The organism is Shinella sp. WSD5-1 (genome assembly GCF_963942435.1).
Taxonomy (GTDB): Bacteria; Pseudomonadota; Alphaproteobacteria; order Rhizobiales; family Rhizobiaceae; genus Shinella; species Shinella yambaruensis.
This window is the reverse complement of the sequence record NZ_OZ012596.1, coordinates 4459818-4482834: the sequence shown is the minus strand read 5'-3', so window position 1 is coordinate 4482834 and position 23017 is coordinate 4459818. Positions and strand designations below refer to the sequence as shown.

Here is a 23017-nt window from a genome sequence, read left to right as displayed (position 1 = left end):
CGGGGAGAAGGTGGCCGGCAGGCCGGATGAGGGGCACCCGCCCCGGAGACACTGTAGGAGGAAACCCCATGGCAATCGAAGGAAGCGCCAGCGAGGCGCAGGAGGGCCGCATCCGGCTCGGCATGGTCGGCGGCGGCTCCGGCGCGTTCATCGGCGCGGTGCACCGCATCGCGGCGCGGCTCGACGATCACTACGAACTCGTCGCCGGTGCGCTGTCGTCTTCGCCGGAAAAGGCGGTGCAGTCGGCCCGCGAGCTCGGGCTCGATCCCGCGCGCAGCTACGGCAGCTTCAAGGAAATGGCAATCCGCGAGGCGAAGCTGAAGAACGGCATCGAGGCGGTGGCGATCGTCACGCCGAACCATGTGCATTACGAGGCGGCGAAGGAATTCCTGAAGCGCGGCATCCATGTCATCTGCGACAAGCCGCTGACCTCGACGCTCTCGGATGCGCGCAAGCTGAAGAAGCTGGCGGAGGAGAGCGATGCGCTCTTCGTTCTGACGCATAACTATACCGGCTATCCGATGGTCCGCCAGGCGCGGGAAATGGTGGCCAATGGCGATCTCGGCGCGATCCGGCTCGTGCAGATGGAATATCCGCAGGACTGGCTGACGGAGGACATCGAGTCGGGCGGCCAGAAGCAGGCGGCCTGGCGCACCGACCCCTCGAAATCGGGTGCCGGCGGCTCCACCGGCGACATCGGCACGCATGCCTACAATCTCGGCTGCTTCGTCTCCGGGCTGGAGCTCGCCGAGCTTGCCGCGGACCTCGACAGTTTCGTGCCGGGCCGCCGTCTCGACGACAATGCCCATGTGATGATGCGCTTCAAGGAAAAGGACGGGGTCGCCGCCAAGGGCATGCTCTGGTGCAGCCAGGTGGCCCCGGGCCACGAGAACGGGCTGAAGGTGCGCGTCTATGGCACCAAGGGCGGTCTCGAATGGGTGCAGGCCGATCCGAACTACCTCTGGTACACGCCCTTCGGCGAGCCTAAGCGCCTGATCACCCGGGGCGGTGCCGGCTCCGGCGCGGCGGCCGCGCGCGTCAGCCGCGTGCCCTCCGGTCATCCGGAAGGCTATCTCGAAGGCTTCGCCAACATCTATTCCGAGGCCGCCCGGGCCATCCATGCCAGGCGCAAGGGCGCGCCGGTCGATCCCGCCGTCACCTATCCGACGGTGGATGACGGCCTGAAGGGCATGCTTTTCGTCGATGCCTGCGTCCAGTCGTCGAAGAAGAACGGGGCCTGGGTCAAGGTCTGAGGTTTTCGCCGGATTGCCGGCCGCCGCCCTCCGCGGCGGCCGGCGCCTTTCAGGCGAAAATGCTGCCGAGGCGGATCACCAGTTTCTTGTCGAACAGCTGGCCCCGGTCGAACATCCAGTTCAGCGCATCGCGCGTGGTCCACGGCCGCTTGTAGGGGCGGGTGCTCGTCAGGGCCTCGAAGACGTCGCAGACCGTGGCAAGACGGATTTCCGGGCTCAGCTTGTCGGCCTTGAGGCCGAGCGGATAGCCGCTGCCGTCCAGGGCTTCATGATGGTAGCGGCAGATGTCGAGCACGAGGTCGGAGACGTTGGCCTGCCCCTTCAGCAGGCGGTATCCGAGTTCGGGGTGGCCGCGCACCAGACGTCTTTCTTCGCTGTCCAGCCGGCCGCTCTTGTTGAGAACGGTGTTCGGGATCATCAGCTTGCCGACATCGTGCAGCAGGCCGGCCACGCCGAGTTCGCGCACCGCGCTTTCATCATGGCCGAGCATGCGGGCAAGCCGCATCATGAGAGCGCTCACCGCCAGCGAATGCACATAGGTCCCCTCGTCCTTCGTCTTCAGGCGCGTGACCTTCAGGAAGACATCGGGGGCGGCGTCGATGCGGTCGGAGATCTCGTCGGCGACCGGCGACAGCGCGTCGATTTCAAGCTGGCCCGTTCGCGCCGCGTCGAAACTGTTGCGCAGCGAGCGGGTTGATTGCGCCACCGTCTCCAGCGTGCGCCTGTGCTCTTCGGCGGCCTGCGTGACGGGCACTATGCCGGTGGCGAGGTCAATGTCCACGGTGCTCTTCTGCGGATTGACCAGGGCATAGGCGGCGGAGGTCGCCAGGATGGCCCGTACGGTTTCGTCGGACTGTATGAGGAAACGTCGCCCGGAGAATTCGGCGTTCGGGCATTCCAGCGATTCCACGAACATGCCCTTCCGCACGAGATGCTTCGCAATTCGTCGTACCACGCCAGTGCCTCCGTCCCGGGCTATCGGCAGTTTAGAGGGCAAGTCCCTAAGTCTTGTTTAAGCAATCCCTGTTTAAGGGCGGCTTTGGAGTCGTCCGCTTCCAGGTGTAAAACCTGGTTTCGGATCCGAAAAACATTGATTTTTGCGATCCGGAATCATACTGCAACGTTGCAGTAACAAGATTCACACCATTCGCTGCGCGTGAGAGACGAAAATGAACGATCCCAGAATCCTGGCCGGCCGGTTTCCCGGCGACTTCGTGTTCGGCGTGGCGACAGCCGCCTTCCAGATCGAGGGCGCTGCGAAGATGGATGGCCGCAAGCCTTCGATCTGGGACGCGTTTTCCAACATGCCGGGCCGTGTTTATGGCCGTCACAATGGCGATGTGGCCTGCGATCACTACAACCGTCTGGAGGAGGATCTCGATCTCATCCAGTCGCTCGGCGTGTCGGCCTACCGGTTCTCCATTGCCTGGCCGCGCATCATTCCCGAAGGCACCGGCCCGGTGAACGAGAAGGGGCTGGATTTCTACGATCGCCTCGTGGACGGCCTCAAGGCACGCGGCATAAAGGCCTTCGCCACGCTCTATCACTGGGACCTGCCGCTGATGCTGGCCGGTGACGGCGGCTGGACGGCGCGGCAGACGGCCTATGCCTACCAGCGCTACGCGAAAACCGTGATCGCCCGGCTCGGCGACCGGCTGGATGCGGTGGCGACCTTCAACGAGCCATGGTGCTCCGTCTGGCTCGGCCATCTCTACGGCATTCATGCGCCGGGCGAGCGCAACATGGATGCGGCGCTCCATGCCCTGCATTTCACCAACCTGGCGCATGGCCTCGGCGTCGCGGCGATCCGTGCGGAGCGCCCGCAGCTTGCCACCGGCCTCGTCCTGAATGCGCATTCCATCCATGCCGGCAGCGATGGCGAGGCAGACCAGGCGGCGGCAGCGCGCGCCTTCGACTTCCACAATGGCGTCTTCTTCGGCCCGGTCTTCAAGGGAGACTATCCCGAAAGCTTCCTCTCGGCGCTCGGCGCCCGCATGCCGGCCATCGAGCCGGGCGACATGGAGACGATCAGCCAGCCGCTCGACTGGTGGGGGCTCAACTACTACACGCCGATGCGGGTTTCGCACGATCCGGCGGAGGGCGCCGAATTCCCCGCGACCGTGCCCGCACCGCCGGTCGCCGACATCAGGACGGATATCGGCTGGGAGGTGTTTGCGCCAGCGCTCGGTGACCTTATCCGCAAGCTCAACGCGGATTACGCGCTGCCCGCCTGCTACATCACGGAAAACGGTGCCTGCTACAATATGGGCGTCGAGAACGGCGCGGTCGACGACCAGCCGCGCCTCGACTATATCGCCGAGCATCTCGGCGTCACCGCGGACCTCATCCGCGAAGGGTATCCGATGCGCGGTTATTTCGCCTGGAGCCTGATGGACAACTTCGAATGGGCCGAGGGTTACCGGATGCGCTTCGGCATCGTGCATGTCGACTACGAGACCCAGCTCCGCACGATCAAGAAGAGCGGCAGATGGTATGCCGAACTCGCCGGCGCGTTTCGCAAGGGCAGGCATCGGGCCGCCTGAAACCGCCATCTGCCTTGCATTGTCGCGCGCGACGTAAAGGATTCATAACGGTTCTGCCGCATCATCCCCGCTTGGTCGGAGAAGACGATGCTGCGGCTAGCGCGCCACCTTTCAGGCATGATCGGCGCCCGACGACTTGCGGTCGTTCTGGGTGTGCTCGCCTCCTTTGCCGTCGTGGTCAGCCTTGCCACTGTCCTCGTCATGATGGCGCTCGGGTTCCTCGCGAACCGGGCGAACGAACTCGACGAGGAGCGCACGCGCCAGACCGTGTTCGGCGCGCTCTCCACCATGCGCAATTCCATGGTGACCACCGTGCGCGACTATGCCGTCTGGGACGATGCGGTCGCGGCCGTCTATGGCACGCCCGACATGCCCTGGCTCATCGCCAATATGGGTCTTGCCACGGAGGGTGGGCCGCTTTTCGATACGGTTTTCCTGGTCGACGAGACGGGCAGGACGATGCTCGCCTATCGCAACGGTGCGCCCGTTAAGGCCGATGCACGCAGCTATGGCGGCGCCGCCTTCCTGGAGATGCACCGCAAGATCCTGCGCGCCGGGCTGGAGCCGGGCGCGGAACTCGGCGTCTTCCTGCAAACGCCGGATGGGCCTGCGGTCGGTGCCACCTCCGCCATCCGGCCGGTTTCCAGCGCGGTCGAGGCTCCGGCGGACGCGTTGCGCACGCTCTTCATCATCCGCCACCTGACACCCGCCCGCATTTCCCGAATTGCCGACAATTTCCTGATCTCGGGCCTGTTGCTGGCGGAATCGGCTCCTTCGAGCGGGCCTGCCGTGCCCCTTGCCGATCCGGACGGAAAGACCCTCGGCTTCCTCTCCTGGACGCCGGATGCGCCGGGTAACCAGAGCTATGCGCAGGTGCGCCCGCTCGTGCTTCTGGCGCTCGCCGGAGTCGTCGTCTTCTTCGCCCTCCTCGTGCTGACCGGTGCCGCCTTCGCCATACGCCTCAAGGCGGATGAAAACACGGCGCGGACCCAGGCCCTCACCGACAGGCTCAGCGGCCTCAAGAACCGCACCGGCCTCTATCTCGGCCTTGACGAGTTGACCGCCCGCGCGAGGGCGGAGGAGCGCGACGTCGTGATGCTCTATCTCGATCTCGACGGCTTCAAGGACGTCAACGATTTTTACGGCCACGCGGTCGGCGACAGGCTGATCCGCGGGGTTTCGGCCGGGCTTTCCCGTCTCGTCCCGGCCAAGGCCATGCTGGCGCGCATCGGCGGCGACGAGTTCGCCATCGCCTTCATCGACAGGCCCGACGGGCCGGAGGCCGAGCGCCTCACCCGCTCCATCCTGGATTTCTTCTCCGAGCCCTTCGCGATCGGCGAGCGCGTTGCCGTCGTCGGCGCCAGCATCGGCATTGCCGTTTCGCGCAAGGGGGCGGTCGGGGGCGAGGAGCTTCTGCGCCGGGCGGATGTCGCCATGTACCGGGCCAAGCATGCCGGCCGCGGCCGTGCGATGTACTATGAGACGCTGATGGACGACGACCGCGACGAACGGCGGGAAATGGAGGAGGCGCTGAGGGCTGCGGTGGCACGCGGCGAGATCGACGTCGTGTTCCAGCCGATCGTCGGGGCACGGAGCCGGACGATCTGCGGCGTCGAGGCGCTTGCCCGGTGGTATCGCGGCGGAACGAAGCCGGTGCCGCCGGATGTCTTCATTCCACTGGCGGAGGCGACCGGCATCATCGATGCACTCGGCCCGCTCATCCTCAGGCGGGCCTGCGCGGCGGTGCGCAACTGGCCGGACATCGATATTTCGATCAACGTCTCGCCGGCGCAGTTCCGCAATCCCTATTTCCCCGATCAGGCGCTCGGCATCATCGCGGAGGCGGGCATCGCGCCGTCCCGTGTCACGCTGGAGATCACCGAGGGCTACTTCATCCAGAATCCCGGCCGTGCGAAACTCGTCATGGACCGGCTGAAGGCCGGCGGCGTGCGCATCGCGCTCGATGATTTCGGTGCCGGCTTTTCCAGCATCGGCTACCTCATCCGCTTCGGCTTCGACCGCATGAAGATCGACCGCTCGCTCACCGTTGCCGGGGAACAGTCGCCGAAGGGCGGGGCGATGCTGCAGGCGACGGTGGCGCTCGCCGCCTCCTTCGATATGCCGGTAACGGCCGAAGGGGTGGAGACGGCCGAGCAGGCCGCCTTCCTGCATCTGTGCGGCTGCGACCAGCTGCAGGGCTATTTCTTCGGCAAGCCGATGAGCGAGAGGGCGATAAGCGACCTGCTGGCCCCGCCCGTCGATGTCGAGGCCGCGGCCGGTTGATTATTTGCCGAGGTGACGCTCGCCGCGCTTCCTTGCAAGATCCATCTGCATCTGCCGCTGGCGGAAGCGCAGGCGATCCTCCTCACTGCGCGTTGCATGACAATGCGGGCAGGAGACGCCGGCCTCGTAGAGCGGCGAGGCGATCTCTTCCGCGGTCAACGGATGTCGGCAGGCGCGGCAGAGCTTGTGCTCGCCCTCTTCCAGGCCGTGCAGAACGGAGACGCGCTCGTCGAAGACGAAGCAGGCGCCTTCCCAGAGGCTGTCCTCCGCCGGCACCTCCTCGAGATATTTCAGGATGCCGCCCTTGAGGTGGTAGACCTCGTCGAAGCCCTGTTCCTTCATGAAGGCGGTCGCCTTTTCGCAGCGGATGCCGCCGGTGCAGTACATGGCGATCTTCGGCTTGTTGTGCAGGCCGGTATGGCCCCGCACCCAGTCCGGGAACTCGCGGAACGTCTTCGTGTTCGGATCGACCGCGCCCTTGAACATGCCGATCGCCGTCTCGTAGTCGTTGCGCGTGTCGATGACGATGGTATCGGGATCGGAGATCAGCGCGTTCCAGTCCTCAGGCGCCACATAGGTGCCGACGGAGCGCGTGGGGTCGATGTCCTCGACGCCCATGGTGACGATTTCCTTCTTCAGCCGCACCTTCATGCGCAGGAAGGGCATTTCGGCCGCATGGCTCTCCTTGTGCTCCAGCGCGGCAAACTCCGGCTGGCTGCGCAGGAAGGCGAGCACCCGGCGGATGCCATCCGCCGGACCGGCGATCGTGCCGTTGATGCCCTCGTGGGCGAGCAGCAGCGTGCCGCGCACGCCGTTCTCCTCGCAGAGCGCCTGCAAGGGCGCGCGCAGCGCGGCAAAGCGCGGAACCGCGACGAAGTGATAGAGCGCGGCGACAAGGAAGCCGCTGGCCGGGACGGGCGAGGAAATCTCTTGGGTCATGGCCGCCACATACAACCTTGCGGCTTTTCAGGCAATGCGGCGCGGCGGCTCAGGCGAGCTGGTGCAGCCGCGCGCCGTCGCTGATGCCGAGCGCCATGGACTGGTTGGAATACTGGCTTTCGCCCGTCACTTCCCGCCCCACCCAGTTGGGCAGCTCCGGTTCGTCATGGATCGAGGCAAGCTCGACCTCGGCGATCACAAGCCCGCGATGGGCGCCTTCATAGACGTCGACTTCCCAGATGTGGCCCTCGTGCGGCACCTTGTAGCGGACCTTCCGGATGACATTGCCGATGGCATGGCGCAGCATGTCCTCGGCCTCGTCGCGGTCGATCTCGAATTCGTATTCGTCGCGCACCAGCGCGGTATGCCCGACCTTGAGGGTGATGCGTGCCTGCCCGTTGCCGTAGATGCGGACCCGTAGCGACCGGTCGTCCTGGGCGACGATATAGGCCTGCCGGATAGCGATTCCTTCGTCTGCGAAGGTGCGCCACCGCTGGCCCGACACCAGGAACTTCCGCTCGATCTCTTTCGCCATAGGCTCGCTTTCGCTGTTGGAGATGGGCTTGGGCGAGGGGAAGACTTGCACGATAAGTCTGTCATGACAAGAGAAGCCTTCATGCTTTAGGCTCGACACGACGTCGCAGACGCGCTATTCGGATGAAAATTCAATCGTTTTAAAAGGTTGTGCCATGTGCGAGAAGAACGCCAAGCTCCTTTCCGTCCTGAAGCTGCAGCCGGTTGTTCCGGTGCTGGTCATCGATGACCTGTCGACCGCCGTTCCGCTGGCTCGCGCCCTGGTGGCGGGCGGCCTCAAGGCCATCGAGATCACGCTGCGCACGCCTGCCGCGCTGGAAGCGATCCGCGCGGTCGCCAATGAGGTCGAGGGCGCCGTCGCCGGCGCCGGCACGATCCTCAATGCCGCGCAGTTCGAGGCGGCGGTGGAGGCCGGCTCGCAGTTCATCGTCAGCCCGGGCACGACGCAGGAGCTGATCGACGCGGCTGCCGACAGCGATATCCCGCTGCTGCCGGGTGCCGCCACGGCCAGCGAAGTCATGGGCCTTCGCGAAGAGGGCTACCAGGTGCTGAAGTTCTTCCCGGCCGAGCAGGCCGGTGGCGCCGCCTACCTGAAGTCGCTGTCCTCGCCGCTGGCCGGTACGCTGTTCTGCCCGACGGGCGGCATTTCGCTTGCCAATGCCCGCGACTATCTCTCGCTCCCCAATGTCGTCTGCGTCGGCGGCTCCTGGGTGGCGCCGAAGGACCTCGTCGCCAAGGGCGACTGGGCGGGCATCACGAAGCTCGCCGCGGAAGCGGCGGCGCTGAAGGGCTGAGGCAGGTTCAGCGGATTTGCAGACGGGCGGCCCTTGGTCGCCCGTTATGCGTTTGTAATTGCGGTCGTGCATTCCTATCTTGCCTTGCTGTCGGCCCTTGCGATGACAAGAGAACAAGCGAAACGGAGACCGCCCATGTTTGACGCCAAGAAGTTGCTTGACCAGTTCCTCGGTTCCCAGGTGCCCGGCGCCGGCGGATCCGTGCGCGACCGTGCCGGCCAGGTGACACAGCTCGCCAAGGACAACCCGCTTGCCACCATTGCGATTGCCGGCGTCCTGCTCGGAACGGATGGCGGGCGCAAGGTCGCCGGTTCCGCGCTCAAGCTCGGCAGCCTCGCCGCCATCGCCGGCCTCGGCTACCAGGCCTACAAGAACTACAAGGCCGGCCAGAACCCGGTCGAGACCACGCAAGGCGCGACACCGGAACTCTTGCCGCCGCCGACCGATTCCGGTTTCCATCCCGAGGCCGTCAGCACCGATTTCGCCCTCATCCTCGTGCGCGCCATGATCGCCGCCTCGCGCGCCGACGGCCATATCGACGAGGCCGAACGCGCCCGCATCATGGACAAGCTGAAAGTGTCCGGCCTTGGCGCCGACGCGGCGCAGTTCCTTGAGGACGAGCTTGCCAATCCGGTGGACCTCGACGCGATCATCGGGGCGGCGAAGACCGAGGAGCAGCGCGTCGAGCTCTACACCGCCTCGCGCCTCGCCATCGAGCCGAAGTCGCGCGCCGAACGCGGTTATCTCGACCTGCTCGCCGGCCGCCTCGGCCTGCCGGACGCGCTGGTCGACCATATCGAGGCGACGGTTTCCGCCGCCACCGTGTGAACCTTTCGGGGGCGGCCGAACGCCGCTCCCCGTTTTGCGCATTGCGCGGGCAGGGCGCCTGCTCTATCCCTTCGGCAAGACCGAAGGAGAATTCTCATGCGCGATCTCAAAGACTGGAAAGGGTGCCCGGCCCCGTCGCCCGTCGCCCTCGAAGGCCGCACCGTGCGTCTGGAGCCCTATGAGCGCGCGAAACATCTCCAGGCACTCTGGGATGCGTTCGGCGGCATGCAGATCAATCCGCTGTTGCGCTATTTCACGCAGGCCGATTTTGCCGGTATCGAGGATTTCGATGCCTGGTCGGAATCGGTCATCAAGTCCGGCTGGGTGCGCGAGGTCATCATCGACAAGGCGGCCGGCAAGGTCGTCGGCATGGCGCATTACATGCGGCCGGACCCGGCGAACGGCGTGGTCGAGATCGGCGGCATCGCCCATGGCGGCGGCATGTCCCGCTCGCCGCTTTCCACCGAGGCGCAGTACCTGCTCGCCAAGCACGTCTTCGAGGACCTCGGCTATCGCCGCTACGAGTGGAAATGCCACAACGGCAACGCGGCCAGCAAGCGCACCGCCACCCGCCTCGGCTTCACCTTCGAGGGTGTCTTCCGCCAGCACATGCTGTCCAAGGGCGAGAACCGCGACACCGCCTGGTTCTCGATCATCGACGGCGAATGGCCTATTCTTGCCAAGGCCTTCGACGCCTGGCTCTCGCCCGACAATTTCGATGCCGGCGGCCAGCAGAAACGTCGCCTCGAAGACATCCGCGCCGAGATCAAGGCGGGCGCGGCATGAGCGGGGAGCGCAAGGGCAAGTCGCCGGCGCTGGCCGCGCTCCTCATCCTGTTCGGAACGGGCGTGGTGTTCTATTTCCTGCCGAGCGTGATGATCGCGCTCGGCGACGTCTCGCCGTGGCTGGCGGGCGTCTTCGGCACGCTGCTCGTGCTCGGTTTCTTCCTGCTCTTCTGGCTCCGGGCGCGCTACCAGCGCAGCCGTGGCAATTAGCGCGCCGTCTCAGCCCTGCAGCGCGGCGCCGAGCAGGAGCAGTCCCAGCACCATGACCAGCGCGGCGCCGCCGATCTCGATGGCGCTGCCGACGCGGGCGGCCGCCGCGCCGTTGCCGGCGAAACGCACGGCCGCGCCCTTGGCCGTGACGGCGAGGGTGGCGAGGATGGAAACGGTGATGGCCGTGCCGATCGACATGGCGACGACGGCGAGCACGCCGCCGAGATAGAGACCGTTCAGAAGCGCGAAGCTCAGCACGATCAGCGCGCCCGAGCAGGGCCTGAGGCCCACGGCGACGATGGCCGACCAGGCCTCGCGCAGTGCAAAGCGCTCGCCCTTCAGCAGCGAGGGATCCGGCGCGTGGGCATGGCCGCAGGTCGAGCAGATTTCACCGGCATGGTGGTGGTGGTGGTGCGCATGGCCATAGTGACCATGATCGTGCACTTCGACCGCCTGGGCGCCGAGCGCCGAGGCCCGGCGTTCCGCCGGCCGCAGCTTCCTGAAGAGCAGCCAGGCGCCGAAAACGGCGATGAGGGCATAGCTGCCGATTTCGAGCGCCCGGGTGGCATCGGTCATCGAGACCGTGGTGCCGCGCAGGAAGAGATAGGCCGCGCCGACGAGCAGGATGGCGACGATGCCCTGCAGGATCGAGGAAAGGAAGGAGAGCAAGACGCCGCGCTTCAGCTCGACCTCGTTCGCCAGCATGTAGGAGGAGATGACGGCCTTGCCGTGGCCGGGGCCGGCGGCATGGAAGACGCCGTAGGCGAAGGAGAGGCCGACCAGCGTGGAGGCCGCCCAGGGATTTTCGCGCATCTCCTTCAGTGCGCCGGTCATGGCGCGGTAGAAGCCCTGCTGCTGCGCGTTGATCCAGCCGAACAGACTGCCGAAGGTGCCCGTCGTGTTGAAGCCGGGTTCGGCCGAGCCGATACCGAGCGGCGACTGGGCGTGGGCAAGGCCGGCGGTCGCGGCGATTACGAGCGTCAGCGTGAGAAGGCCGAGAGCCCGGCCGCGGGTCAGCATGTCAGCTCCAGACGGGTGGCGAAGAGTTTCGACATGTCGGTGCCGGCCGGGTCGTTGAAGAAGGCTTCCGTCAGGCTGTCCTGGTTCTGGGCGAGCACCTCGTCCGGGTCCGGCCGCACGACGGCCCGCTTGCAGGCAGCGAACTTGTCGCCGACGGCGATGAGGTCGTCATCCGAGGCGAAGTCCATCGCGGCATACATGGTGGGATCGTAGACGCCGAAGGTGAGCTTGCCCTTGAGCGGCATGGCCTCGCCCGGCTTGACGGTGAAGAACATCAGCAGCTGGCCGTCCTTGTAGTCGACGTTGATCGCGTCGGGCTTGGCGACCTTGATGGTTTTGCCGTCCTCGGTGATCGTCGTGTAGTAGCTGAACTCTTCCAGCGATTCGAGCACGGTCTGGCCGACTTCGGCCAGTTCGTCCGGGTCGAGTTCGGCGTTGCTGTTCTTGTCGAAATCCATCACGACGCTGGCCGAGAACATCTCGTCGAAACGCCAGACATTGCGCAGTTCGCTGACCGTGCCGTCCTCGCCGGCCACCACCTCCAGCCGCGCCTCCGCGAAGATATGCGGATGGGCGAGGGCCGCAGCCGGGGCGATGATGGCTGCTCCGGCAACGAGGAGGGGGAGGAATCGCATGGGGTATGTCCTCTCGCGGCGGCGTTCAGAATCGACCGGTTGAATGTAACGCAAATGGGTCGGAATTGGGACCTCTCCTCGGCCGCCTCAAGCCTCGATGCCGGGATTGCGGCGGAACCAGCCGTGCAGGAAGTCGACGAAGGTGCGCACCTTCGCCGGCAGGTAGCGGCGGTGCGGATAGATCGCGTAGATGCCGCGGTCCGTCGGCAGGTAATCCTCCAGGATCGAGATGATCCTGCCGCTGTCGAGGCAATGACGGGCGATGAAGGCCGGCACCTGCGCGACGCCGAGGCCGCTCGCCGCCGCGCGCACCGCCGCCGTCGGGCTGTTCACCTCGATATGGCCGCCGACCGGCACGGAAAAGCCCGTGCCCTTCTCGTCGATGAAGCGCCAGTTGCTGTGCGACTTGCCGTTGGTGTCGATGATGCAGGGCAGGCGGGCGAGGTCGCTTGGATGGTTGATCGGGCCGACCCGTTCGAGAAATTCCTCGCTGACGCAGATCTTCAGGTAGAAATCGCCGAGCTTGCGCGCGATGAGGGCGGAATCCTCGAGCCGCGTGATGCGGACGGCGACGTCGAAGCCTTCCTCCACGAGATCGACGAAACGGTCGTCCGAGACGATTTCCAGCGACAGTTCCGGATGCTCCTTGCCGAAATCGATGAGCGACTGGCCGATATCGGCGTCGACGAAGGTGCGCGGGGCGGAGACTTTCAGCTTGCCGCGCAGGTCCGTGTTCTTCTCGCGCACGAGATCGGCAAGGTTGTCGATCTCCTTCAGGATGTCGGAGGCGGTGCGGTAATAGGTATGGCCGGCCTCGGTCATCGAGAACTGGCGGGTCGTGCGATTGAGCAGCAGCGTGCCGAGTTCGTCTTCCAGTTCGCGCACATATTTCGAAAGCAGCGCCTTGGACCGGCCGGTCTTGCGCGAGGCGGCGGAGAAGCCTTCGGCGTCGACGACGTCGATGAAGGCGCGAATTCGGGTCAGAGTATCCATGTGTCCCCATTCGGCTGCGGCCGAAACGGTGGCCGGTGCGTTATCAACATGCTCTAGAAAACCAGTCCGGCGAATGTCGTGGCTGCCGGAATATTTTCAATAGCGTTCCGCAAAAAACCTCTTGATTACGACAGCGATTCTTCTTATCTCCCGCCTTGCCCAAAGTCGCACGTGCCTGTGGGTGTCCGCCGACCCTCGAATTGGTGAGGAAATCGGTAAGGTACCTGGAATTAACCCCTCCAGTCGTTTCTCCGGCCAACCGGAAGAGCGAGGACATCTTGAAGCAACGACGGTGCGGGCCTTTCTGGTGTCTGCCGGCTTTCCAACAGCCGGGGTTACTGAAGAGGCACACCTTCATTGCCGGACGTGCGGTCGGGTTCTCCCACCAATCCATGGCAGACAAAGCCGAATTGAAGCCTAGGCGGGCTTCGGTTCACCGTTCGCGCATGATGCGCATGCTTGGTCCGGGGTCTCCACCGGCTGGTTCCAGAGCGTGCCTGCATTCTGCCCTTTGTCCTCCGGGTTTTCCCGGAGCAACCTGGATATGGGGAATACCGAGATGACCTCTGCACGTATTATCGACTTCCTGAACACCCGACGTCCCGACGGCCCGTGCCTCGTGGTCGACCTCGATGTCGTGCGCGACAATTTCAAGGCCTTCCGCCACGCGCTGCCCGACAGCGCCATCTACTATGCCGTCAAGGCCAACCCGGCGCCGGAAATCCTGCGCCTGCTCGCCTCCATGGGCTCCAACTTCGATTGCGCGTCCGTCGCCGAGATCGAAATGGCGCTCGACGCCGGCGCGACCGCTTCCCGCATCTCCTTCGGCAACACGATCAAGAAGGAGCGTGATGTCGCGAAAGCCCATGCGCTCGGCGTCTCGCTCTTCGCCGTCGACAGCCATGAGGAAGTCGAGAAGATTTCCCGTGCCGCGCCCGGCGCGCGCGTGTTCTGCCGCGTGCTGACCGATGGCGAAGGTGCCGAATGGCCGCTGTCGCGCAAGTTCGGCTGCGTGCCGCAGATGGCCGTCGACGTGCTCGTCTACGCCCACCAGCTGGGCCTGACGTCCTACGGCGTCTCGTTCCATGTCGGCTCGCAGATGACGAAGCTCGATGCCTGGGATTCGGCGCTTGCCGATGCCAAGCGCGTCTTCGTGCAGCTTGCCAAGCAGGGCATCGAGCTGAAGATGGTCAACATGGGCGGCGGTTTCCCGACGAAGTACCTGCGCGACGTTCCGTCCGCCGAAGCCTATGGGCAGGCGATCTTCGGCGCGTTGAAGAAGCACTTCGGCAACCAGATCCCGGAAACCATCATCGAGCCGGGCCGCGGCATGGTCGGCAATGCGGGCGTCATCAAGGCGGAAGTCGTTCTCGTCTCGAAGAAGTCCGACAACGACAACCACCGCTGGGTCTTCCTCGACATCGGCAAGTTCGGCGGCCTTGCCGAAACCATGGACGAGGCGATCCGCTACCCGATCCGCACCGTGCGCGATCAGGACGAGATGGAGCCCTGCGTGCTCGCCGGCCCGACCTGCGATTCGGCCGACGTGATGTACGAGAAGAACATGTATCCGCTGCCGATCACCCTTACGATCGGCGACGAGGTCCTGATCGAGGGCACCGGCGCCTACACGACGACCTATTCGGCCGTCGCCTTCAACGGCTTCGAGCCGCTCAAGGCCTACGTCATCTGACCACCCGGCGCTCCCGTCCCTGCGGGAGCGCCGGCCTTCACAATTCGTTCCGGATACCGTTTGAATCGGTTTTGAGTGCGGGAGGCCCAGAGATGGCCACTGTTCTTGATTCTGTCCGCGCGTTCTTCGCGCATGCCGCTTTCACCATCGACCTGGAAAACAACGGCGACGTCGTTGCGCGCGAACGTCTGCTCGACCGCGTCATGGGCGAGGCTCGCTTCCGCAAGTCGTCGGAAAAGATCCGCCGGGGCCGCATGCCGGCCGAAGGCCTCGCGCTTGTCGCCCGCGATGCGGATGGCCATGTCATTGGCACCGTTCGGCTGTGGAATGTCGAGGCGGGCGTCGATCCGGACGGCAACGCCGTGCCGGCGCTGCTGCTCGGCCCGCTCGCCGTCGATTGCGAACACGAGGGCAAGGGCATCGGCGGCGCGCTGATGCGGGCGGCGATCACCGAGGCGCGGGGCCGCGGCCACGGTGCGGTGCTGCTGATCGGCGATCCGGAATATTACGAGCGCTTCGGCTTCTTCGCCGACAAGGCGCGGCATCTCGTCATGCCCGGCCCGTTCGAGCGCCGCCGCTTCCTCGGGCTGGAGCTGAAGGACGGCTGGCTGGCCGGTGCCGCCGGCGTGCTCGTCCCAAGCGGTCGCCGCCGGGTGGCGGCGGAGCTGCGCAAGGCGGCCTGAGGACGGGGCCGGCAACCTGCCGGCTCTTTGCCGTTTGATACGTGTCATTGTTTTAATTGGATGATTGTCAAGATTGGCGCGAATATCGCGCCAATCTCCCCATTCGCCTGCCGCTGTTTGATCCATCTCAAAGGAGCCTCGCACCCTGCCGCTCCATAGTCGCCCTCGCAAAGACGAGTCGCGTTTGATGGAGAGACGACATGAAGGGAAATTGGATGGGGCGTGCCGCCCTTGCCGCCGGTCTGGCGCTGCTGGCTGGGCAGGCATTCGCTGCCGATCTTGAGGAGCGCATGGCGCCGTCGGAGGCGACCGTTGATTTCGCGGCGCAGAGCCCCTGGCAGATCCGCGTGCGCGGCCTCGGCGTCATCACGAACGATTCCGGCTCGGTGAACGGTATCCCGAGTTCGGACCTCTCCTATACGGATACGGTCATTCCGGAGCTCGACATCTCCTACTTCTTCACCGACAACATCGCAGCCGAACTCATTCTCGGCACGACCTATGCGAATGTCCATGCGGACGGCGCGATCGAGGGCCTCGGCAAAGTGGGCAAGGCCTGGCTGCTGCCGCCGACGGTGACCCTGCAATATCACTTCACCGATTTCGGCGCCTTCAAGCCTTATGTCGGCGCCGGGGTGAACTACAGCCTTTTCTATGAGCAGTCCGGCTCGGGCAGGTTCTCCAATCTCGACATCGAGAACAAGGTGGGCGCGGCCCTGCAGGTCGGCTTCGACTATATGCTGGACGACCACTGGGGCGTGAACTTCGACGTGAAGAAGATCTTCCTCGAGCCCAAATGGAAGGTCGATTTCGACGGCGCGCCGCTCACCGGCAAGGCGAAGCTCAATCCCTGGCTCGTCGGTGCCGGCGTCACCTACCGCTTCTGACGGTGGGATTCCGAAGCGCCCGCCCGCCGCCCGGCAGGGTGGGCGCCTTCAACATTGCGTGAAAGCCGGCGATCGGCCATGAATTCGCGCGGGCCTGCGCCTATGTGCCATGACATGAGGACGCACGCTCTTATTGCCGGACTTTCGCTCGCGCTCGCCATCTCGTCGCCGCCTGCCGTTCATGCGCAGCAACCGGCCGTCGTGCAGCCGGCGCAGACGATTGCCGAGACGCTGGAGGCTGCCGCCGCGCTGTCGCAGCTAAGGGCCGTCGTCGTGGCGCGGGACGGCGAGATCGTCGCCGAGCGGGGCTATGGCGGCCATACGCCGGCCGAAAGCACCAATATCAAGTCCGCTTCCAAATCGATCATCTCCGCCCTTGTCGGCATCGCGATCGACAAGGGCCTGCTGGAAGGCGTCGACCAGCCGATCGCACCGATCCTTTCCGGCGACCTGCCGGCGGAACGCGATCCGCGGCTCGATCGCATCACGATCGGCCATCTCCTCTCCATGCAGGCGGGGCTGGATCGCACCTCCGGCGGCAATTACGGGCGCTGGATCGCCAGCCGCAACTGGGTGCGTGCCGCGCTCGCCATGCCCTTCGTCGACGAGCCGGGCGGCCGCATGCTCTATTCGACCGGCTCCACGCATCTGCTTTCGGCCATCCTGACGAAGGTCGGGGGCAAATCCACCCTGCAGCTTGCGCGCGACTGGCTGGGGCCGGTCGAGGGCTTTCGCATCGGCGCCTGGGACCGCGACCCGCAGGGCGTATATCTCGGCGGCAACCAGATGGCGATGAGCACCCGCTCGCTGCTGGCCTTCGGCGAGCTCTATCGCAATGGCGGGCGCACGGCAAAGGGCGAACAACTCGTGCCGGAAGACTGGATCCGTCGGTCCTGGACGTCGCGCACCAATTCCCGCTTCTCCAACGACGGCTACGGCTATGGTTGGTTCGAACGCGTGATCGGCGGCAGGACGGTCCATTTCGCCTGGGGTTTTGGCGGCCAGATGCTCTATGTCGTGCCCGATCTCGGCCTGACGGTCGCCATGACCTCCGACGAGAGCGGGCCGTCCGCGCGCTCCGGCTACCGCGACGAGCTGCACGACCTTCTGGCGAAGATCATCGGCACCGCGGAGGGCTGAGGCGGCCCAGGTCGCCGCGCGGTGGTAAAGGCAAGGCATCCGGCAAGCGCCGGCAGCGCGCCGCAGATGCGGTCGAGCCGGCGGCGGATTTGACAGGAGGCCGGCCAGGCCTTATGTGCGAGGGCAAGGGTGAGAGCCCCTGCCGTCCGCGAGCGCAAGCTTTGGTGAAGTCTCTCCTTCGGAAAATCGGTCTTCCAGCATCAGGCATGCGAACCGGTGGCAATGCGGGCTCCCCCCGAAAAGACGCATGCACCGACTGGAGATTCGACATGCGTTCATCATCGACGCCCCTTCCATCGCTTGACGCCCTGAAAGACCAGGCAAAGCGGCTGCGCGCCCGCTTTTGCGAGGACGGCCAGGCCCTTTCCCATTCGCGCGCCCTCGAACTCGTAGCCGCCCAATACGGCTTTCGCGACTGGAACACGCTGCACGCGGCGGCCGGCAACCGGCCGCCGTTCAATCCGTGGATGCTTGGCGCGCGCGTGCGCGGCCACTATCTCGGCCAGCCTTTCGACGCGCAGGTGCTGGGCGTGCAGGCGCTGACCGGTCAGCCCGGCCGTTACCGCATGGTGCTGCATTTCGACGAGCCGGTCGATGTGGTGACCTTCGACAGCTTCTCCGCTTTTCGCCAGCGCGTGCATTGCACCGTCGATGAAACGGGCAGGACCATGGAAAAGACCTCGAACGGCCGGCCGCATCTCGAACTCGAATGGTGAGGCCTTTCGGCTTCATGCAAAAGCGTGAAGACAAAGAATTGCAGCGTTTTCGCGATTCGAAGAAAAGCGGGAATGATCTAAAACGAACCGGCAAACCGCACTGCAAGGCCGTCGATCTTGAAATCGGCGGCCTTGTCGTTTTCGCGGCGCACGAGATGGCTGTATTCCAGCGCCATCGTTGCGCCCCTGGGCAGCGTATAGGTCAGCGTGGCGGCGACCGACTTCGTGCGCGTGCGGTAGTCGTAGTAGAGCCAGTCGCTATAGGCCTGCTCGTAGGCGAGCGTCAGCTTCAGCTTTTCCGTCAACGCCTTTTCCAGCGAAAGGCCGACCGTGCGCACATCCTCGGCGAGCGGATCGTCGATATCGACGAGGCGGAGGTCGCGTGCCAGTTTTGCCTTCAGCACGGCCTTGTGCGGCAATTGCCAGGTCGCCTCGCCCTTGAAGAAGGGACGGGCGTGTTCGACGGTCGTGCCGAGGTAGGGGCTGGCGATGCCGACGACGCCGGCCTCGGCCATCAGGGTGATGCCGTTGCCGTAGGCCCGGCCATAGGCGAGCGACCCGCGCAACGTTTCGGCCGGAAAGCGACCGAACGTCCTGCGCTCGGAGCCGGCAATGCGGCTCGCCCTGTATTGCAGCGTGGCGCCCGCCTCGCCGCCGAGCAGCGGACGGATCTGGCCGCCCGTGAGGTCGAGCAGGCTGTAGCCGGCGTCGAGCTGGGTCGGCTTCAGGCCGGCAAGCGTGAAATGCGCCTTGCCGCGGTCAAGGTTCGAGAGGGTCGCGGTCAGATGGTTGCGGCCGCCCCAATGGTCGACCGTCAGGCCGGCGCTCGCCGTCGCGAAGACATCGTCCTTGCGATAGCCGATCAACGCACCGGGCAGGGCGAGAAAGATATCGCCCGTGCGCCGGTGCTCAAGTCCGCCCTTCAGGGTGAGCTTCGCCGACTTGCTGAGATCATGGGCGTAGCCGAATTCGATCCCGGCCGTGCGTTGGTCCGCGAAACGATATTTCGGCACACGCCGGGCACTCATGTTCAGCGCGTAGGCGAACTGGGAGTCCTCCAGCGCCAGGCTGCCGCGCAAGCCGAGTTTCGCCTCGCCGAAGGCGGCCGAAAGATGGGTCGGATCCTGAAAAATATTCGACGTCCAGCCCATGCCGGTCTTGTAATCGACGGTTGAATCGGCTTTTGCCGGGTTGTGCCCGGCCAGCATCGCAGCCGCACAAACGAAGCCACCAAGAAAGCGCATCAGATCCTGTTCCTGTCCGTTTCTGGAACGGAATCCTAGGGTTGCATGGTTAAAAATTCCCTCAATGGTTGATATTAAACTTGATGTCGCAATTTATGCTACCTGAAATTGATTTTGGTTGGGAATTGTTAAACTTGTCTACGTTATGGTTAACTCTTTGCTATGATTGGGAAATCGGGTTGAGTAAATCGATGCTTATATTACCTTCGATTGCGTACCAGAGAGGTACACAACCAAAGGAGAGAGAGCATGAACAAGACCCGCATCATCGCCATCGCAACCGTCTTCGCAATCGCCGGCGCCGGCCAGGCATCGGCCGGTGGCCTGCTTGGCGGCCTCGGCATCCTGAACAACAACAAGACGGGCAGCGTGGTGATCGCCCCGAGTGTCGGCGTCGGCGAAATCCTCAGCGACAACGATAACAACAAAGTGCTGAACGGCGTGCTCAACGGCACCCTGTCGGGCATCCTCAACGGCAATACGCTGGGCATTCTCGGCGGCAGCGACTGCGGCTGCAAGAAGCGCAAGCACTGACCGCACCATCCCCGCCCTTGTGGTCCGTGGGCCCGGGAGAGCGCTGCTCTCCCGGGCTTTAACCGTTCGGTGCGGCGGTTACCTGCGCTTCAGGACGCCGATGCCGAGGAAGTGGCCGTCGACCGATTCGTATTGCTGGGTGAAGTCCCAGGCTTCGAACTCGCTTTCGGCCTGCTTGATGTAGTTCCAGAAGAGCGTCGTGCCTGCGCAGGCCTGCGAGGATATGTCGTGATGCACGATGATGCCGGCCTGCTTGCGTACCATCAGGTGGTCGTACATCACGCCGTGCAGCGAATGGTCGCCGTCGATAAACACCATATCGGGCTTGAACGAGCGCAGGTAGTCGCCAACCTGCTGGGAGGTCGACAGGTCCTGGATGTAGTGCACGGGCGTGGAGGAGATTTCCCGATACTTTTCGATGAACGGCGTCGGCTCGATCGGATCGATGGCGAGGGAAAACTCCAGCGGCGCGCCGATCTTCTTCAGCCATTCGTTCACCAGGATGAACGTTCCGCCCCACCGGCAGCCGATTTCCGTGAAGTTGCGGACCTGCCGGGCATTGTGGGACAGCCAGACGAGATAGCGGGCGAGCTGGGAAGGATACTGCCACAGGTGCAGGCCCTTGCCGAAATAGGGGGAAAGCTCGTTCGGCTGCTGTTCGAGATATTCGTCGTTCAGGCCGAGTTCGGGGATCAGCTGCCGCTCGATGTACTGGATGTCGTAGCATTTCGCGCTGGGCAGGTTGCGGATGGTTTCTATCGCGCTTTCCACCGAGCCGGAGATGCTCGCATAATATTGGTATTTCTCAATCATCCGAACCGTCCTTTGGTACGCGCAATTGGCCGCCTTCGCGTGGGAGACGGCTGCGCGGGGGATCGCGGCCCGTCGGGCCCGATCCCGGTAAAAAAGCAAGGTTGTTTCGCGAGCGCATGGCTGCCCGGCCCCCGGAAATCCCCTTGGGACCTCTAGAGGCGCAGGCTTGCTTCAAGCTGATGATGGTGCCTGGCTCAGCCGGCCAGGTCGATGACGCCGCAATCGCCGGCTTCGCTGGCGAAGGCGAGGAGCTTTCCGTTGCCGCTCCAGGCCAGGGAGGTGACCGCGCCCTTGCCGGGGCGGCGCAGCAGCACTTCGCGGCTGTCGGCAAAACGGGCGGCCAGCACCATGCCGTCGGAATAGCCGATGGCGACGACCTCTTCCGCGGGATGACAGGCGACGCAGGTCACCATCACGTCGGCGCGGGTGCCGAGTTCCAGCGGTGGCTTGCCCATCGGCCCGTCCTTGGCGGAGAACGGCCAGACGATCGCCGCCGGTGCGCCGGACGAGGCGAGCCATTTGCCCTTCACCGACCAGGACAGCGACTTCACCTTGGCCGGATAGCCCGTCATGCGCATGTGGCGCGTCTCGGCGCCGGGCTTGGTGTCGAGCTTCCAGCCATGCAGGGCGTTTTCCTGCATGCTGGTGACCACGAAGCGGCCGTCGGGCGAGAAGGTGATGCCGGTATGGGCGCCTTTCCATTCGAGATCGACCGGCTGGCCGGCCATTGCCACCCAGTGCAGCGAGGCGCCGTTGTAGCGCGCCACGCCGATGCGCAGGCCCTTCGGCGCGAAGGCGATGCCCTCGACCGAGCGGCTTTCGGCGAACTCCTTGATCGTGCCGTCGGCAAGGCGGACGCGCGCCGTGCGCCCCTCGGCAAAGCCGACCGCGCCCTGCGGGCCGGCGGCAACGACGGAGATCCACTTGCGCGGCACTTCGGCCAGAAGCGTCGCGGTGCCGTCGGCGGCGATGCGCTGCACCTTGCCGTCCTCGCCGCCGGTGATCAGCGTGCCGTTCGCCTCGTCGCGAATGCAGGCGAGCAGCCCGTCATGCGCCTCGGTGACCTTCTCGCCGTGGTCGAGGCGGTGGATGGCACCGGAGGCGGTGGCGAAGAACGGCACGTCGCCGAGGAAGGCGGCCGCGACGACGTGCCCGTCGAGATCAAGAGGCGCGACTGTCGGCATCAGGTCTTGTCTTTCATGCGCAGGACGGTATCCGAAAATCGCTTCACACGGTCCGGCATCATGCTTTCTGGGCCTCGCAGGCCTTGAAGGTGCGCTCGATCTTCTCGCGGTCGAGATCGCGGCCGATGAAGACAAGCCGGCTTTCGCGCGTCTCGCCGTCCTTCCAGGCGCGCTGGTGGTCGCCCTCGACGATCATGTGCACGCCCTGCACGACATAGCGCTCGTCATCGCCGGCAAAGGCGATGATGCCCTTGAGACGCAGGATGTTCGGGCCGTCCGTCTGGGTGATCTTCTGGATCCAGGGGAAGAAGCGGTCCGGGTTCATCTCGCCGCCGCGCAGCGAGATCGACTGCACCGTCACGTCATGGATCGGCGAGACGCCGTGGTCGTGGTGATGGTGGTCATGATCATGATCGTGGTGGTGATGGTCGTGATCATGGTGGTGGTGATCATGGTCGTGGTCGTGACCATGATGGTGATGGTCGTGGCCGCAATCGGGGCCGCAGACATGGTCCGGATGGTCGTGGTCGAGGAAGTGCGGGTCGTTTTCCAGCGCCCGCTCCAGGTTGAACGCACCCTGGTCGAGAACCTTGGAAAGGTCGATTTCCGAACGGGTGGTGCGGTGGATGCGGGCGGACGGGTTGATCACGCGCACGGTCGCCTCGATCCGGGCCAGCTCTTCCGGGCTGACGAGGTCGGTCTTGTTGATCAGAACGACGTCGGCAAACGCGATCTGGTCTTCCGCCTCGCGGCTGTCCTTCAGGCGCAGCGGCAGGTGCTTTGCGTCGACCAGCGCCACGATGGCGTCGAGCTCGGTCTTCTGGCGCACGTCGTCGTCCATGAAGAAGGTCTGGGCGACCGGCACCGGATCGGCAAGGCCCGTCGTTTCGACGATGATGGCATCGAACCGGCCGGGGCGGCGCATCAGGCCTTCCACCACGCGGATCAGGTCGCCGCGCACGGTGCAGCAGATGCAGCCGTTGTTCATCTCGTAGATTTCCTCGTCGGACTCGACGATGAGGTCGTTGTCGATGCCGATCTCGCCGAATTCGTTGACGATGACGGCATATTTCTTGCCGTGGTTGTCGGTCAGGATGCGATTGAGCAGCGTCGTCTTGCCGGCGCCGAGATAGCCGGTGAGCACGGTGACGGGAATGGGCTTGGGAAGGGCTGTTTCGGTCATGGGAACCTCGAGCGATGGCGGGGACGCGTGCGGCGTCCGGTTGGCGTCTGATATAGGAGATCGGACGGGCCAGCGCAAATGCGATCCGGCCTTTGTCGTCATGCAAAATCGCCCCGTGCCTTT

At 64.8% G+C, this 23017-nt stretch carries 23 protein-coding genes; 13 read left to right on the top strand and 10 right to left on the bottom strand.

The genetic code is table 11. The features are described from left to right. Positions 1 to 68 precede the first annotated feature (68 nt). Positions 69 to 1253, top strand: coding sequence for a Gfo/Idh/MocA family protein (locus AABQ55_RS22060; protein WP_272806589.1), 1185 nt, complete (start codon positions 69 to 71; stop codon positions 1251 to 1253). A 49-nt stretch (positions 1254 to 1302) separates the two neighbouring features. On the opposite strand, the gene AABQ55_RS22055 is transcribed toward AABQ55_RS22060, so the two are convergent. Next, positions 1303 to 2208 carry an HD-GYP domain-containing protein gene (locus AABQ55_RS22055; RefSeq protein WP_272806588.1) on the bottom strand — a complete coding sequence of 302 codons (906 nt, stop codon included), beginning with the start codon at positions 2206 to 2208 and terminating at the stop codon, positions 1303 to 1305. Between the two features lie 214 nt (positions 2209 to 2422). Here AABQ55_RS22055 and AABQ55_RS22050 point away from each other — a divergent pair, with 214 nt between their 5' ends. Both AABQ55_RS22050 and AABQ55_RS22045 read left to right on the top strand, forming a co-directional pair. Then, a complete protein-coding gene (locus AABQ55_RS22050; protein ID WP_272806587.1) occupies positions 2423 to 3796 on the top strand; it encodes a GH1 family beta-glucosidase in 1374 nt (457 codons plus the stop codon). Positions 3797 to 3883: 87 nt separating this feature from the next. After that, complete coding sequence (locus AABQ55_RS22045; RefSeq protein WP_272806586.1) at positions 3884 to 6079, top strand: putative bifunctional diguanylate cyclase/phosphodiesterase; 2196 nt, start codon at positions 3884 to 3886, stop codon at positions 6077 to 6079. Here the strand turns inward: AABQ55_RS22045 and trhO are convergent, their stop codons facing one another. Next, positions 6080 to 7018, bottom strand: a complete 939-nt coding sequence (trhO, locus tag AABQ55_RS22040) for an oxygen-dependent tRNA uridine(34) hydroxylase TrhO (RefSeq protein WP_272806585.1) — start codon at positions 7016 to 7018, stop codon at positions 6080 to 6082. A gap of 49 nt (positions 7019 to 7067) precedes the next feature. Next, positions 7068 to 7553, bottom strand: a complete 486-nt coding sequence (locus AABQ55_RS22035; RefSeq protein ID WP_244768217.1) for a CYTH domain-containing protein — start codon at positions 7551 to 7553, stop codon at positions 7068 to 7070. A gap of 154 nt (positions 7554 to 7707) precedes the next feature. On the opposite strand from AABQ55_RS22035, the gene AABQ55_RS22030 reads away from it, so the two are divergent. The 4 genes from AABQ55_RS22030 (at position 7708) to AABQ55_RS22015 (ending at position 10169) form a co-directional block, all read left to right on the top strand. After that, positions 7708 to 8346: a 2-dehydro-3-deoxy-phosphogluconate aldolase gene (locus AABQ55_RS22030; RefSeq protein ID WP_272806584.1), complete on the top strand. Its 639-nt coding sequence runs from the start codon at positions 7708 to 7710 to the stop codon at positions 8344 to 8346. Positions 8347 to 8481: 135 nt separating this feature from the next. Then, positions 8482 to 9174, top strand: a complete 693-nt coding sequence (locus tag AABQ55_RS22025) for a tellurite resistance TerB family protein (RefSeq protein ID WP_272806583.1) — start codon at positions 8482 to 8484, stop codon at positions 9172 to 9174. A gap of 96 nt (positions 9175 to 9270) precedes the next feature. Beyond that, the gene (locus tag AABQ55_RS22020) at positions 9271 to 9960 is read left to right on the top strand and encodes a GNAT family N-acetyltransferase (protein WP_272806582.1); all 690 of its coding nucleotides are present in this window, start codon (positions 9271 to 9273) and stop codon (positions 9958 to 9960) included. Continuing rightward, entirely contained in the window at positions 9957 to 10169 is a 213-nt protein-coding gene (locus tag AABQ55_RS22015) for a hypothetical protein (RefSeq protein ID WP_272806581.1), read from the top strand. Before AABQ55_RS22020 ends, AABQ55_RS22015 begins: the two co-directional genes overlap by 4 nt. Positions 10170 to 10178: 9 nt before the next feature. On the opposite strand, the gene AABQ55_RS22010 is transcribed toward AABQ55_RS22015, so the two are convergent. The 3 genes from AABQ55_RS22010 to AABQ55_RS22000 form a co-directional block, all read right to left on the bottom strand. After that, positions 10179 to 11189, bottom strand: coding sequence for a nickel/cobalt transporter (locus tag AABQ55_RS22010; RefSeq protein WP_272806580.1), 1011 nt, complete (start codon positions 11187 to 11189; stop codon positions 10179 to 10181). Further along, the gene (locus AABQ55_RS22005) at positions 11183 to 11824 is read right to left on the bottom strand and encodes a DUF1007 family protein (protein ID WP_244768223.1); all 642 of its coding nucleotides are present in this window, start codon (positions 11822 to 11824) and stop codon (positions 11183 to 11185) included. The genes AABQ55_RS22010 and AABQ55_RS22005 overlap by 7 nt, the downstream gene beginning before the upstream one ends. An 87-nt stretch (positions 11825 to 11911) precedes the next feature. Next, complete coding sequence (locus AABQ55_RS22000) at positions 11912 to 12817, bottom strand: LysR family transcriptional regulator (RefSeq protein WP_272806579.1); 906 nt, start codon at positions 12815 to 12817, stop codon at positions 11912 to 11914. A gap of 559 nt (positions 12818 to 13376) precedes the next feature. Here AABQ55_RS22000 and odc2 point away from each other — a divergent pair. The 5 genes from odc2 (at position 13377) to AABQ55_RS21975 (ending at position 17936) form a co-directional block, all read left to right on the top strand. Next, a complete protein-coding gene (gene odc2, locus AABQ55_RS21995) occupies positions 13377 to 14510 on the top strand; it encodes an ornithine/lysine decarboxylase (RefSeq protein WP_272806578.1) in 1134 nt (377 codons plus the stop codon). Positions 14511 to 14602: 92 nt separating this feature from the next. Further along, the gene (locus tag AABQ55_RS21990) at positions 14603 to 15193 is read left to right on the top strand and encodes a GNAT family N-acetyltransferase (protein WP_272806577.1); all 591 of its coding nucleotides are present in this window, start codon (positions 14603 to 14605) and stop codon (positions 15191 to 15193) included. A 200-nt stretch (positions 15194 to 15393) separates the two neighbouring features. Continuing rightward, positions 15394 to 16080, top strand: coding sequence for an OmpW/AlkL family protein (locus AABQ55_RS21985; protein ID WP_272806576.1), 687 nt, complete (start codon positions 15394 to 15396; stop codon positions 16078 to 16080). Between the two features lie 114 nt (positions 16081 to 16194). After that, complete coding sequence (locus AABQ55_RS21980) at positions 16195 to 17220, top strand: serine hydrolase domain-containing protein (protein ID WP_272806575.1); 1026 nt, start codon at positions 16195 to 16197, stop codon at positions 17218 to 17220. Between the two features lie 269 nt (positions 17221 to 17489). Further along, on the top strand, positions 17490 to 17936 hold the full coding sequence (locus AABQ55_RS21975; protein ID WP_272806574.1) for a glyoxalase superfamily protein: 447 nt from the start codon (positions 17490 to 17492) through the stop codon (positions 17934 to 17936). A gap of 77 nt (positions 17937 to 18013) precedes the next feature. Here the strand turns inward: AABQ55_RS21975 and AABQ55_RS21970 are convergent, their stop codons facing one another. After that, positions 18014 to 19180 (bottom strand): hypothetical protein, encoded by a 1167-nt coding sequence (locus AABQ55_RS21970; RefSeq protein WP_272806573.1) that lies wholly within the window; start codon positions 19178 to 19180, stop codon positions 18014 to 18016. Between the two features lie 249 nt (positions 19181 to 19429). Between AABQ55_RS21970 and AABQ55_RS21965 the strand changes: the two genes are divergently transcribed. Beyond that, on the top strand, positions 19430 to 19714 hold the full coding sequence (locus tag AABQ55_RS21965) for a hypothetical protein (protein ID WP_272806572.1): 285 nt from the start codon (positions 19430 to 19432) through the stop codon (positions 19712 to 19714). A 78-nt stretch (positions 19715 to 19792) separates the two neighbouring features. Here the strand turns inward: AABQ55_RS21965 and AABQ55_RS21960 are convergent, their stop codons facing one another. The 3 genes from AABQ55_RS21960 to AABQ55_RS21950 all read right to left on the bottom strand — a co-directional run bounded on the left by AABQ55_RS21960 (position 19793) and on the right by AABQ55_RS21950 (position 22894). Beyond that, positions 19793 to 20527, bottom strand: coding sequence for a class I SAM-dependent methyltransferase (locus AABQ55_RS21960; RefSeq protein WP_244768232.1), 735 nt, complete (start codon positions 20525 to 20527; stop codon positions 19793 to 19795). Between the two features lie 194 nt (positions 20528 to 20721). Next, positions 20722 to 21711 (bottom strand): WD40 repeat domain-containing protein, encoded by a 990-nt coding sequence (locus AABQ55_RS21955; protein ID WP_272806571.1) that lies wholly within the window; start codon positions 21709 to 21711, stop codon positions 20722 to 20724. Positions 21712 to 21769: 58 nt separating this feature from the next. Beyond that, the gene (locus AABQ55_RS21950; RefSeq protein WP_272806570.1) at positions 21770 to 22894 is read right to left on the bottom strand and encodes a CobW family GTP-binding protein; all 1125 of its coding nucleotides are present in this window, start codon (positions 22892 to 22894) and stop codon (positions 21770 to 21772) included. Between the last annotated feature and the right edge of the window lie 123 nt (positions 22895 to 23017).